Source organism: Streptomyces sp. NPDC007808 (genome assembly GCF_042868655.1).
Taxonomy (GTDB): Bacteria; Actinomycetota; Actinomycetes; order Streptomycetales; family Streptomycetaceae; genus Streptomyces.
On sequence record NZ_JBIAEQ010000010.1, the window covers coordinates 136,662 to 149,536 of the forward strand.

General features: G+C 72.7%; 12 protein-coding genes. All 12 read left to right on the forward strand.

Features of this window, described 5'->3' with window-relative positions:
- Position 1 precedes the first annotated feature (1 nt).
- The 12 genes from ACFYNL_RS33820 to ACFYNL_RS33875 are packed head-to-tail and all read left to right on the forward strand — an operon-like array spanning position 2 to position 12,812.
- Positions 2 to 1,234: an O-antigen ligase domain-containing protein gene (locus ACFYNL_RS33820; protein WP_388810378.1), complete on the forward strand. Its 1,233-nt coding sequence runs from the start codon at positions 2 to 4 to the stop codon at positions 1,232 to 1,234.
- Between the two features lie 2 nt (positions 1,235 to 1,236).
- On the forward strand, positions 1,237 to 2,448 hold the full coding sequence (locus ACFYNL_RS33825) for a glycosyltransferase (RefSeq protein WP_388810380.1): 1,212 nt from the start codon (positions 1,237 to 1,239) through the stop codon (positions 2,446 to 2,448).
- Complete coding sequence (locus ACFYNL_RS33830; protein WP_388810383.1) at positions 2,445 to 3,695, forward strand: class I SAM-dependent methyltransferase; 1,251 nt, start codon at positions 2,445 to 2,447, stop codon at positions 3,693 to 3,695. The genes ACFYNL_RS33825 and ACFYNL_RS33830 overlap by 4 nt, the downstream gene beginning before the upstream one ends.
- Positions 3,692 to 4,486 (forward strand): glucose-1-phosphate cytidylyltransferase, encoded by a 795-nt coding sequence (locus tag ACFYNL_RS33835; protein WP_388810386.1) that lies wholly within the window; start codon positions 3,692 to 3,694, stop codon positions 4,484 to 4,486. Before ACFYNL_RS33830 ends, ACFYNL_RS33835 begins: the two co-directional genes overlap by 4 nt.
- Entirely contained in the window at positions 4,483 to 5,130 is a 648-nt protein-coding gene (locus tag ACFYNL_RS33840) for a PIG-L deacetylase family protein (protein ID WP_388810388.1), read from the forward strand. Before ACFYNL_RS33835 ends, ACFYNL_RS33840 begins: the two co-directional genes overlap by 4 nt.
- Positions 5,131 to 5,133: 3 nt before the next feature.
- The gene (locus ACFYNL_RS33845; protein WP_388810391.1) at positions 5,134 to 6,159 is read left to right on the forward strand and encodes an NAD-dependent epimerase/dehydratase family protein; all 1,026 of its coding nucleotides are present in this window, start codon (positions 5,134 to 5,136) and stop codon (positions 6,157 to 6,159) included.
- Positions 6,147 to 7,454, forward strand: a complete 1,308-nt coding sequence (locus tag ACFYNL_RS33850; protein ID WP_388810394.1) for a DUF4910 domain-containing protein — start codon at positions 6,147 to 6,149, stop codon at positions 7,452 to 7,454. Before ACFYNL_RS33845 ends, ACFYNL_RS33850 begins: the two co-directional genes overlap by 13 nt.
- Positions 7,451 to 8,749, forward strand: coding sequence for a hypothetical protein (locus ACFYNL_RS33855; protein WP_388810396.1), 1,299 nt, complete (start codon positions 7,451 to 7,453; stop codon positions 8,747 to 8,749). Before ACFYNL_RS33850 ends, ACFYNL_RS33855 begins: the two co-directional genes overlap by 4 nt.
- Positions 8,746 to 9,693: a glycosyltransferase family 2 protein gene (locus ACFYNL_RS33860; RefSeq protein WP_388810398.1), complete on the forward strand. Its 948-nt coding sequence runs from the start codon at positions 8,746 to 8,748 to the stop codon at positions 9,691 to 9,693. Before ACFYNL_RS33855 ends, ACFYNL_RS33860 begins: the two co-directional genes overlap by 4 nt.
- Complete coding sequence (locus ACFYNL_RS33865; protein ID WP_388810401.1) at positions 9,690 to 10,937, forward strand: polysaccharide pyruvyl transferase family protein; 1,248 nt, start codon at positions 9,690 to 9,692, stop codon at positions 10,935 to 10,937. Before ACFYNL_RS33860 ends, ACFYNL_RS33865 begins: the two co-directional genes overlap by 4 nt.
- On the forward strand, positions 10,934 to 11,485 hold the full coding sequence (rfbC, locus tag ACFYNL_RS33870) for a dTDP-4-dehydrorhamnose 3,5-epimerase (protein ID WP_388810403.1): 552 nt from the start codon (positions 10,934 to 10,936) through the stop codon (positions 11,483 to 11,485). The genes ACFYNL_RS33865 and rfbC overlap by 4 nt, the downstream gene beginning before the upstream one ends.
- A 7-nt stretch (positions 11,486 to 11,492) precedes the next feature.
- Entirely contained in the window at positions 11,493 to 12,812 is a 1,320-nt protein-coding gene (locus ACFYNL_RS33875; RefSeq protein WP_388810405.1) for a glutamate-1-semialdehyde 2,1-aminomutase, read from the forward strand.
- Positions 12,813 to 12,875 lie beyond the last annotated feature (63 nt).

The following is a 12,875-nucleotide window of genomic DNA, read 5'->3' on the forward strand; positions in this document are numbered from 1 at the left end:
GGTGCGCGCGGACCACACGTCGAAGATCGTCGGGACGGCCTGGGGGCTGCTGGTCCTCAACACGCTCGGCTCGGCCGGGGCGAGGACCATCGTCCCGCTGCCCCGCTCCCTCATCCAGATGGTCACCATGGGCGCGCTGGTCGCCGCGTTCGCACTGGCGCTCGCGGTCAATCCGCGGCTGCGCATCCGGGCCGGCGCCTTCCTGTTCCTGCTCACCCTGCTGCTGGTCCCGAGCCTGATCTCCAGCGCGAGTCTGGAGTCCGGGGTCGGCGCGTTGTTCCGCTGTGCCCGGCTGGCCCTGTTCGTCAGCACGTTGTGGCTGCTCAGCCGCTGGTGGGACGGCAGTGCGACGTTCGTACGGCACCACATCCGGATGTACTTCGCGGTGCTCGGGTCGGTGGCCGCCGGGCTGGCCATCTCACCGGGCGCGGCCATGCCCGAGCTCTACGGCGGACGGCTGGTCGGAGCGTTGTGGCCGCTGACCCCGCCGCAGATCGGCCAGTACGCCGCCGTGATCACCGGGCTGACCGTGCTGCTCGTACTGGGCCGCCGGACCGACCGGGGCAGCGCGGCCGTGGTGATCGTGCCGTCACTCGCCCTGCTCGCGTTGACCCATACCCGCACGGCCACGATCGGCTTGCTCATCGGGTTGACGCTGGCGATCGGCTCGCTCGTGCTGACCAGCGCCGCCGCCCGCCGGTTCTTCAGCTGGGCGGTGGTGTGCGCCGCCGTGGCCGCGGTGGGGTTCGCCTCCGCGCTGCAAGCGTGGTTCCTGCGGGGACAGAGCAAGGAGAACTTCTCCAACCTCACCGGTCGGGCCAAGGTCTGGGACGCCCTGCTGGCAGCGCCCCGGACGACCTCGGAGCACCTGTTCGGCGTGGGGCTGGGCGACAAGTCGTTCGACGGGCTGCCGATCGACAACAGCTGGCTGGCCGTCTACCACGAGCAGGGGATGACCGGCGTCACCCTGGTGGCGGCGTTCGTCGTCGTGCTGGGCGGCGTCGCGTTGCTTCGGCCACCGTCGCTGTCGAGGGCCTGCGCGATCTTCCTGATCAGCTACTGCGCGATCGCGTCGTACACGGAGGCCGGGCTGGGCGACGCTTCGCCGTATCTGCTGCATCTGGCCGTGGCGGCCTCGCTGTTGGCGGCGCCCGCCGCGGCCGCTCCCCCTTCGGCGCCCGAAGTCCCCCCACGACACGTCCCGCGATGGGCCCGACGATCGGAGGTGGCCTGAGCATGCACGTCCTCGTGGTGCACAACCGCTACGCCTCGGCGCAGCCGAGCGGGGAGAACAAGGTCGTCGACCAGGAGGTGGCGCTGCTGCGCGGGGCCGGACACCGGGTCGAGGTGTTCGAGCGGCGCAGCGACGACATCGCCGCCCGGTCCCTGCTCGGCAAGGTCGCGGTACCGCTCCTCGTGCCGTGGAACCCGGCGGTCCGCACCGAACTCGCCGCCCGGCTGCGTTCCGACCGGCCGGACGTGGTGCACGTCCACAACGTCTTCCCGCTGCTGTCGCCCGCGGTCCTCGCCGCCTGCGCGGACGCCGGCGTGCCCGCCGTCGCCACGCTGCACAACTACACCCAGGTGTGCCCGCCCGGCACGCTGCAGCGGGACGGCCGGCCGTGCACCGAGTGCGTCGGCTCGGCGGCGCCGCTGCCCGCGGTGCGGCACGGCTGCTACCGCGGCTCCCGCCTCGCGACGGTGCCGCTCGCGGTCAGCCTGTCGGTCAACCGGCGGCGGTGGTGGTCCGGCGTGCGGCGGTTCTTCTGCATCTCCGCGGCGCAGCGCGATGTCCTGGTGCGGTCCGGCATGCCGCCCGAGCGGCTGGTGGTGAAGCACAACTTCGTCCCCGACCCGGACGACCGCCGGTCGGGCACCGGTGAGCACCTGCTGTACCTGGGCCGGCTCGCGGAGGCCAAGGGCGTGCGGCTGCTCATGGCCGCGTGGGACGAGATCGCCGCGCAGGGCGGTGTGGGCGTGCCGCTCGTGGTCGCCGGCGCGGGGCCACTGGAACGAGAGGTGACCGCCTGGGCGGCGGGCCGCGACGACGTCCGGTACGTCGGCCTGTTGGACCCCGCGCGGAGCCGGCAGGCGGTCGCGCGGTCGGTCGCCGTGGTGGCTCCCTCGACGTGGCTGGAGGCGTTCGGGCTGGTGGTCGTGGAGGCGATGGCGGCCGGGGTCCCGGCCGTCGCCGCCGGGCACGGCGCCTTCGTCGAACTCGTCGAGGACGGCGTGACCGGGCTGCTGCACCGGCCGGGCGAGTCCGCCTCGCTCGCGGCCTGCATACGCCGGATCACGGCCGAGCCGGCCCTGGGCCGGGAGATGGGCCGGGCGGCCCGGCGCCGGTACGAGCGGGGCTTCAGCCCGGCCGTCGGCCTGGAGCGCCTGGTGGAGGAGTACCGCACCGCGATCGCGGATCGGACGGAATCAATGGGGGGCAGTACATGACACGATGCCGACTCTGCGGCTCGGCGGCGCTGGCGAGCGTCGTCGACCTTGGGGCGACGCCACCGTGCGAGAGTTTTCTCGCCGCGGACCAACTGGACCGGCCGGAACCGGCGTACCCGCTGCACCTGCGGGTCTGCACCGACTGCTGGCTCGCGCAGATCCCACCGCTGATCACGCCGGAGGAGACGTTCAAGGAGTACGCGTACTTCTCCTCGTACTCGACGTCCTGGGTGGAGCACGCGCGGACGTTCGTCACGGGCGCCGTGGAGCGCCTCGGTCTCGGCCCCGACGCCTTCGTGGTCGAGGTCGCCAGCAACGACGGGTATCTGCTGAGGCACGTGGTGGACCGGGGGATCCGCTGCCTGGGCATCGAGCCCTCGGTGAACGTCGGCGCGGCGGCGCGGGAGGCGGGTGTGCCCACGCTGACCGAGTTCCTGGACCCGGACACCGCGACCGCCGTCCGCGAGGAGCACGGACCGGCGAACCTGGTCGTGGCCAACAACGTGTACGCGCACATCCCGGACGTGATCGGGTTCACGCAGGGGCTGCGCGCCCTGGTCGCCGACGACGGCTGGGTCAGCGTCGAGGTGCAGCACCTGCTGACCCTGATCGAGGAGAACCAGTACGACACGATCTACCACGAGCACTTCCAGTACTACACGGTCGCCTCCGCTTCCCGGGCCCTGGCCAGTGGCGGACTCGCCCTCGTGGACGTCGAGTTGCTGCCCACGCACGGCGGCTCGATCCGGCTGTGGGCCCGACCGGCCGAGGTGGCGGGAGAGCCGACGCAACAGGTGGCCGACGTGCTGGCCCGGGAGAAGGCCGCCGGGCTGCAGGAGCTGTCCGGGTACACCGAGTTCTCCGCCCGGGTGGCGAAGGTGCGCAGGGACCTCCTCAAGTTCCTCGTCGAGGCCGCCGAACGCGGTGAGACGGTCGTCGGCTACGGCGCCCCGGGCAAGGGCAACACCCTGCTCAACCACTGCGGCGTCCGGCCCGACCTGCTGCCGTACACGGTCGACCGCAACCCCTACAAGCACGGCCGGTTCACCCCGGGCACCCGCATCCCGATCCTGCCGCCCGAGCGGATAGCCGCGGACAAGCCGGACTACGTGCTCGTCCTGCCGTGGAACCTGCGGACCGAGCTGGTCGAGCAGCTGTCGTTCGTGCACGAGTGGGGCGGCCGGCTGGTCTTTCCCATTCCGGAACTGAGCATCGTCGAGGTCGCGCCCCGAAAGGTCACAGCATGAAGGTCGTTCTGTTCTGCGGCGGTTACGGGATGCGGATGCGCAACGGGGCGTCCGACGACGTGCCCAAGCCGATGGCGATGGTCGGCCCCAGGCCGTTGATCTGGCATGTCATGCGCTACTACGCGCACTTCGGCCACACGGAGTTCATCCTGTGCCTCGGGTACGGGGCCCATCACATCAAGGACTTCTTCCTCAACTACGAGGAGACGACGTCCAACGACTTCGTGCTGCGGGGCGGGCGGACCGAGCTGCTGTCCACGGACATCTCGGACTGGACGATCACGTTCGCGCAGACCGGCGTCGAGTCGCCGATCGGGGAGCGGTTGCGCCGGGTGCGACACCACCTGGACGGCGACGAGATGTTCCTCGCCAACTACGCCGATGTGCTCACCGACGCCCCGCTGCCGGAGATGATCGACCGGTTCGCCCGGCGTGACGCCGGGGCTTCGATGATGGTGGTGCCGCCGCAGTCCTCGTTCCACTGCGTCGAGCTGGGCGAGGACGGCCTGGTGGGCGGCATCACCGCGGTGAGCGAACTGCCGCTGTGGGAGAACGGCGGCTACTTCGTGCTCCGCCAGGAGGTCTTCGACCACATTCCGGAGAACGGGGACCTGGTCGCCGACGGATGCGCCCAGCTGGCCAAGCGCGGCCGACTGGTGGCGCACCGCCACCGCGGCTTCTGGAAGCCGACCGACACCGTGAAGGAGCGGGCCGCGCTGGACGCCGCCTACGCACGGGGCGAGCGTCCATGGGCCGTGTGGGAGCGGGAGGGCGCGGGGGTGAGCGGGTGATCCGGCTCAAGGCCGGGCAGCCGGAGCGGATCGTCGCCGTGGGCGCGCACTGCGACGACATCGCCATCGGGGCCGGCGGCACGCTGCTGACGCTGTGCCTGGCGCGGCCGGGTGTCCGTGTCGACGCGCTGGTGCTCTCCGGCGGCGGCACCGAGCGCGAGCAGGAGGAGCAGGCCGCGCTCGCCGCCTTCTGCCCGGGCGCCGACCTGCGACTGACCGTGCACAAGCTGCCGGACGGCCGGCTGCCCGCGCACTGGGAGGAGGCCAAGGCCGCGGTCGAGGAACTGCGCGCGCAGAGCGACCCGGACCTGATCCTCGCCCCGCGCACCGAGGACGCGCACCAGGATCACCGTGGCCTGGCGCAGCTGATACCCACCGCCTTCCGCGACCACCTGGTGCTCGGCTACGAGATCGTCAAGTGGGAGGGCGATCTCGGCCGTCCGACGGCGTACCAGCCGCTGTCGCCGGAGATCGCCGAGGAGAAGGTACGGCTGCTGCAGGAGCACTACCCCTCGCAGCGCCACCGGCCCTGGTACGACCGGGAGGCCTTCCTCGGCCTTGCCCGGATCCGCGGCATCGAATGCCACGAGCGATACGCCGAGGCGTTCGCCGTCACCAAACTCACGCTCAACCTGGGGGGTTGAACCATGCGCGTACTTCTGACCGGACACCAGGGATACCTGGGCACCGTCATGGCCCCGGTCCTGGCCGCCGCCGGGCACGAGGTCGTCGGCCTCGACGCCGGCCTGTTCGCCGACTGCGTGCTGGGCCCGTCGCCCGCGGACCCGCGAGGGCACCGGGTGGACCTGCGTGACGTCACGGCCGCACACGTGGCCGGGGTCGATGCCGTGATCCACCTGGCCGCGCTCTCCAACGACCCGCTGGGATCGCTGGCGCCGGAGCTCACCTACGACATCAACCACCACGCCTCCGTGCGCCTGGCCCGGCTGGCCCGCGACGCCGGGGTGCGGCGCTTCGTGTACGCGTCGACCTGCTCGGTCTACGGGGCCGCCGGCGGCGACGACCTGGTGGGCGAGGACGCGCCGCTGCGCCCGGTGACGCCGTACGCGGAGTCCAAGGTGCGGGTGGAGGACGACCTGCATGCGCTCGCGGACGGCGACTTCAGCCCGGTGTTCATGCGCAACGCCACCGCCTTCGGCTTCTCACCCCGGCTGCGCGCCGACATCGTGCTGAACAACCTGGTGGGCCACGCGCTGCTGTCCGGTGAGGTCCTCGTGCTCTCCGACGGCACGCCCTGGCGCCCGCTGGTGCACGCCGCCGACATCGCACGGGCCTTCACGGCCGCGCTGAGCGCGCCGCGCGAGGCGGTGCACGACCGGGCGTTCAACATCGGCAGCGAGACCAACAACGTCACGGTGGCCGAGATCGCCGAGCAGGTCGCCGAGGCGGTGCCCGGCTCGCGGGTGGTGATCACCGGGGAGACCGGCGCCGATCCGCGCTCGTACCGGGTGGACTTCTCCCGGTTCCGCGCCGCGGTGCCCGGCTTCGACTGCGAGTGGACGGTGAAGCAGGGCGCGCTCGAACTCGCCGACGCCTACCGCGCACACGGGCTGACCCGGGAGGACTTCGAGCGGCGCTTCACCCGGCTGGCCGTGCTGCGTACGGCGTCCGACGCGGGCGCCGTGGACGACACCCTGCGGTGGCGCCGGTGACCGCGGCCGGCGACCCGTCGACGCCCCCGCCGGGCGAGGAGATGTACGCGCTGGTGGAGCGGCTGTACCCGCTGTGCCGGAGCATCACGGGCGACGGTGTGCGCGCCACCCTGGACATCATCGGCGAGTACATCCCGCTCCAGGTGCGCGAGGTGCCGACCGGGACCCGGGTGCTCGACTGGACGGTGCCGCAGGAGTGGAACATCCGAGACGCGTACATCGCCGACAGCGCCGGCAACCGGGTCGTCGACTTCGCCGCCTCCAGCCTGCACGTGCTCGGCTACAGCGTGCCGGTGTCGCGGACCATGCCGCTGGCCGAACTCCGCGCGCACCTGCACACCCTGCCCGACCACCCGTCCTGGGTGCCGTACCGCACCAGCTACTACAAGCCGGAGTGGGGGTTCTGCCTGTCCCAGGAGACCCTGGACGCGATGCCGGACGGCGACTACGAGGTGTGCGTCGACTCCACCCTCGCGGACGGCCACCTCACCTACGCCGAGCATGTGGTCCCCGGTCAGGTGTCGGACGAGGTGATCGTCTCCTGCCACGTCTGCCATCCGTCGCTGGCCAACGACAACCTGGCCGGCATCGCGGTGGCGACGTTCCTGGCCCGGGCTCTGGCGGAGCGGACGCCGCACTACACGTACCGGTTCCTGTTCGCGCCCGGCACCATCGGGGCGATCACCTGGCTGGCCCGCAACGCGGAGCGGGTCGACCGGGTCAGGCACGGCCTGGTGCTGGCCTGCGCGGGCGATCCGGGCCGGCTGACGTACAAGCGGAGCAGGCGCGGCGACGCGGAGATCGACCGGGTGATGCGGCATGTGCTGGCCGCCTCCGAACGCCCCCACCAGGTCACGGAGTTCACTCCGTACGGCTACGACGAGCGGCAGTTCTGCTCACCCGGGTTCGATCTCGGCGTGGGCTCGCTCAGCCGGACCCCGTACGCCGGCTACCCCGAGTACCACACCTCGGCGGACAACCTGGACTTCGTCTCCCCGGAGGCGATGGCGGACACCCTCGCGGTCTGCCGTGAGGCGTTCGCCGTCCTGGACCGCAACCGGCGGTACGTCAACCTCAGCCCGTACGGCGAACCACAGCTGGGACGGCGTGGGTTGTACGACGCGCTCGGCGGCCGCAGCGACACCAAGCAGGCCCAGATGGCCATGCTCTGGGTGCTCAGCCTCTCCGACGGCGAGCACAGTCTGCTGGACGTCGCCGAGCGGTCCGGGCTGCCGTTCGAGACCGTCGCCGCCGCGGCCGACGCCCTGCACGGCGCCGCGCTGATCAAGGCATGACGCCGATGACCACCAGGGGCGGGAGGACGACGGGACCGGCCGGGTCGGCCCGGCGGGCCGTCGTCGGCCGGCTGTCCTGGGGGCTGGCGGACCAGGCGGCCTCCAGCATGACCAACTTCGCGGTGGGGATCTACGTGGCACGCTCGCTCGGGCTGGCCGCGTTCGGCGTGTTCAGCCTGGCCTGGGTGACCTACGGCGTGGTCCTCAGCGTCTCCCGAGGGCTGGCCACCGACCCGCTCGTGGTGCGCTTCAGCGGTGTGCCGGACTGGTCCTGGCGCGGGGCGGTGGCCCGGTCGTCGGGTACCGCGCTCGGTGTCGGTGCGGCCGTCGGCGGGGCGTGCGCGGTGGTCGGCCTTGCTGTCGGCGGAGCCGTGGGACCCGCGTTCGTCTGCCTCGGCGTCATGCTGCCGGGGCTGCTGCTGCAGGACGCCTGGCGGTACGCGTTCTTCGCCGCCGGCGCCGGCCGGAAGGCGTTCGTCAACGACCTGGTGTGGGGCCTCGCGCTCGTCCCGGCCATGGTGGTGGCGGCCCGCGTGGGCAGTGTGGCCGCGTTCGTGCTCGCCTGGGGCGCGTCCGCCGCGGTGGCCGCGGTGTACGGCTGCTTCCAGTCCGGGGTCCGGCCCCGGTGGACCGGAGCGCGCGAGTGGGTGCGCGAGCACCGCGACCTGGGCTACCGGTACCTGGTCGAGAACACATCCGTCAGCGGCGCGAGCCAGCTCCGGGCGTACGGGCTCGGCGCGATCGTCGGGGTCGGCGCGGTGGGCGTCATCCGGGGCGCCGAACTCCTGCTGGGGCCCTTCCTCGCGGTCCTGATGGGTCTTTCGCTGGTCACCGTCGCGGAGGCGGCACGGGTGCTGCGGCAAGCCCCGCACCGGCTCGGCAGGTTCTGCCTCGTGCTGGGCGGCGCGCAGGCCGTCGCAGCGCTGCTGTGGGGCGCGGCACTGCTGCTGGTGCCGGACCGGGCCGGTGAGCTCGTGCTCGGTGACGTCTGGCACGCCGCCTCCGAGCTCATCGTGCCGGCCACGCTCGGCGTCGCGGGCGCCGGTCTGGGCACCGGAGCGGCGGCCGGGCTGCGCGCGCTCGGCGCGGCCCGGCGCAGCCTGCGCAGCCAGCTGTTCGCCTCCGCCTGCTACGTCACCGGCGGGCTCGGCGGGGCCGCCGCGGCCGGCACGGTCGGCTCGGCCTGGGGCGTCGCCGCCGCGACCGTCGGCGGCTCGGCCGTGTGGTGGCTGCACCTGCGGTCCGCCCTGCGCGAGCGCCACCACGATTCCATCCCCGAAGTGAGGACTCCATGACCGACCGTCCCCGGCTGAGCATCGGCCTGCCCGTCTACAACGGCGAGGAGTACCTCGCCGAGGCGCTCGACGCCCTGCTCGGCCAGACCTACGAGGACTTCGAGCTGGTCATCTCCGACAACGCCTCGACCGACGGGACCCAGGAGATCTGCCGCAAGTACGCCGCGCGGGACTCGCGCATCCGGTACATACGGCTGCTGAGGAACATCGGCGCCGCCCCCAACCACAACCACGTCTTCACCGAGTGCCGCGGCGAGCTGTTCAAGTGGGCCTCGCACGACGACCTCTACGCCCGGGACCTGCTGCGGCGCTGTGTGGAGGCACTGGACGAGCGGCCCGACGTGGTCCTCGCGCACTCCGGCCAGGCGGTCATCGACGGCGACGGCCAGGTGAAGGTCCCGTACGAGTACGGGCTCGCCACCGACTCCCCGCACGCGCCGGAGCGCTTCCGCAGCTTCCTGTTCGAGCCCGGTGGCGACGACTTCTACGGGGTGATGCGCGCCGACATGCTGCGCCGGGTGCGCCCGCACGACAGTTACCACCACGCGGACCGCACGTTCGTCGCCCAGCTCGTCCTCCAGGGGCCCTTCCATCAGGTGCCGGAGCTGCTGTACTTCCGCCGCGACCACCCCACGCGCGCCGAGCGGGCGAACCCGAGCAAGCGTGCCCGGTGCGTCAATCTGGACCCGCGCCGGGCGGGCCCGCTGCACCCGACGCCGCGGCTGCTCGCCGAGTACGTACTGGGGTTCGTCTCGGCGATCCGGCGGGCGCCGTTGTCCGCGGCCGACCGGCGCGCCTGCTACCGCCACCTGGGCGAGTGGATGACGAGTCGGGTCCGGCCGGGCGCCGGCGAGCGGGTCGAGGACCGCGCCCCGGTCGACCCGGCCGAGCTCGCCGTCCGCCTCGACGACCTCGTCGCGGGACGCGAGGGGCGGCGGACATGAGACCTGCCGTACGCGTCGGGATGTTCGGCCTGCTCGGCTCCGGCAACCTCGGCAACGACGGGTCGCTGGAGGCCGTGCTCGGCTACCTCCGCGCCGAGCACCCGGAGGCGGTCGTGGACGCGTTGTGCGGCGGACCCGAGGTCGTCACGGCCCGGTACGGGATCCCCGCGACCCGGCTGCACTGGTACCGCGGGGAGTACCGGACCGCGTCACGTGCGGGCGCGATCGCGGCGAAGGGGCTGGGCAAACTCGTCGACGTCGTCCGCACCGCGGCCTGGGTGCGCCGCCACGACGTGGTGATCGTGCCCGGCATGGGCGTCCTGGAGGCCACGCTGCCGCTGCGGCCGTGGGGCTTCCCGTACTCGCTGTTCCTGCTGTGCGCGTCCGGCCGGCTGTTCGGCACCCGGGTCGCACTGGTCGGTGTGGGCGCCGCCCCGATAGGCGACCGGCCGACCCGGGCGCTGGTGCGCTGGTCCGCCCGGCTGGCCGCGTACCGGTCCTACCGTGACGACCGGTCCCGCGACGCCATGCGGGAGATGGGCGTTGACACCGTGCACGACGAGGTCCACCCGGACCTGGCGTTCGCCCTGCCGGCGCCGGAGGCGAGCGCGCCCCCGGACGGCCCGCCGGGCCTGGTCTGCGTCGGTGTCATGGACTTCCACGGCGGCAACGACGACCGCGCCCTGGCCGAGGAGATCCACCGGCGCTACCTCGACGGGACCACCCGGTTCGTCCGCGCGCTGGTGGCGGACGGCAGGCCGGTCCGGCTGCTCACCGGGGACGAGTGCGACGCGCCGGTGGTCGCCGCCATCCTCGACGCGGTGGACTCACCGCTGGTCACCGCGGCCGAGGCGGCCTCGCTGGCCGACCTGATGAGGGAGACGGCGGCTGCCGACACCGTGGTGGCGACCCGGTACCACAACCTGGTCTGCGCGCTGAAGGCCGGAACGCCGACCCTCGCACTCAGCTACGCGGCCAAGAGCGACGCGCTCATGGACCGGATGGGCCTCGGCCCGTACTGCCATCCGGCCCGCGAGATGGACGCCGACCGGCTGTGGGAGCAGTTCCGGGAGCTGGAGAAGCGATCGGCGGAGCTGCGGCTGGCCCTCGCCGAGCGGAACCTGGTCGCCGCCGCGGAACTGAGGGAGCAGTTCACCGAGTTGACCGCGGCATTGTTCCGCTCGCCCGACCGCACCCGAGCCCGAGCCCACGCCCACCGCCGCCCCCGGCAGGAGACTCCATGAAAGCGACCGAAGTCCCGCAGATCGCGGGCGCGTTCCTCTTCGAGCCGACGCCGTACGCCGACGAACGCGGCTTCTTCTGCCGCACCTTCGACGCCGACGTGGTCCGCTCGGTGGGCCTCGACCCGGACGCCTTCGTCCAGGACAGCCTGTCCCGCTCGGTCCGGGGCGTGCTGCGCGGCCTGCACCTGCGCTCCGGCGCGGGCGAGGCCAAGCTGGTGCGGTGCTCGTACGGGAGGATCTTCGACGTGGTGGTGGACCTGAGGCCGACCTCACCGACGTACCGGAATTGGACCTTCTTCGAACTGTCCGGCGAGACACAGGCGACCCTGTACATCCCGGCGGGATGCGCGCACGGCTTCCAGGCGCTGACCGGGACCGCCGACACCTCGTACCGCATCGACCGCCCGCACGACCCGGCCGAGGACGTGACGATCGCCTTCGACGACCCGGAGCTCGCGATCCCCTGGCCGCTGCCGGTCACCTCGATGTCCCAGCGGGACCGGGAGGCGCCGAGCCTCGCCGAGGTCCTCAAGCAGCAGGAAGGATGAAGTCGGCGTGGAAGAGCTCCTCCTCCCCCGGTCGCAGGCGGCGAACGAACGGCTGCACGCCTTGGTCCCCGGCGGCGCGCACACCTACGCCAAGGGCGACGACCAGTACCCCGAGAACCTCGCCCCGGTCATCAGCCACGGCCGCGGCGCCCATGTGTGGGACGTCGACGGCAACCGCTATGTCGAGTATGGCTCCGGCCTGCGGTCGGTCAGCCTCGGCCATGCCCACCCGCGGGTGACCGAGGCGGTGCGGCGGGAACTCGACCGCGGCAGCAACTTCGTCCGGCCGTCCGTCGTGGAGGTCGAGGCCGCGGAACGCTTCCTGGCGACGGTGCCGACCGCCGAGATGGTGAAGTTCGCGAAGAACGGCTCCGACGCCACCACAGCCGCGGTGCGTCTCGCCCGCGCCGCCACCGGGCGCCCGCGGGTGGCCCTCTGCGCGGACCATCCGTTCTTCTCCGTCGACGACTGGTTCATCGGCACCACACCGATGTCCGCCGGCATCCCGGAGTCGACCACCGAACTCACCGTGGCGTTCCCCTACGGGGACCTGGCGGCCGTTGAGGAGCTGCTCACCCGCCACCAGGACGAGGTCGCCTGCCTGATCCTCGAACCCGCCACCCACACCGAGCCGCCGCCTGGGTACCTCGCAGGCCTGCGCGAACTGGCCGACCGGCACGGCTGCGTTCTCGTCTTCGACGAGATGATCACCGGCTTCCGCTGGTCCGAGGCGGGCGCCCAGGGCCTGTACGGCGTCGTCCCGGACCTCTCCACCTTCGGCAAGGCGCTGGGCAACGGGTTCGCCGTCTCCGCGCTGGCCGGCCGCCGCGAACTGATGGAGCGGGGCGGGCTGCGTCACTCCGGCGACCGGGTGTTCCTGCTGTCCACCACGCACGGTGCGGAGACCCACTCCCTGGCCGCCGCGATGGCCGTGCAGAGGACCTACGTGGAGGAGGGCGTCACCGCGCAACTGCACGCCCTCGGCGAGCGGTTGGCCGCCGGGGTCCGCGCCGCCGCGGCCGGCATGGGCGTCGGCGACCACCTCGTCGTCCGGGGCCGGGCCAGCAACCTGGTCTTCGCCACCCTCGACGAGAACCTGCGGCCGTCGCAGCGGTACCGCACGCTCTTCCTGCGCCGACTTCTCGCGGGCGGGGTGCTCGCCCCGTCGTTCGTGGTGAGCAGCGCGCTCAGCGACGCCGACATCGACCACACCGTCGAGGTGGTGGCCCAGGCGTGTGCGGTGTACCGGAAGGCACTGGACGCCGCCGACCCCACCCCCTGGACGGGCGGGCGACCGGTGAAGCCCGTGTTCCGCCGCTCGGTATGACGTGGCGTCAGCGCAGCTCCTGCCGGCCGGCGTCGGCCGCCCGGTCGACCGGCCGATCGGCCG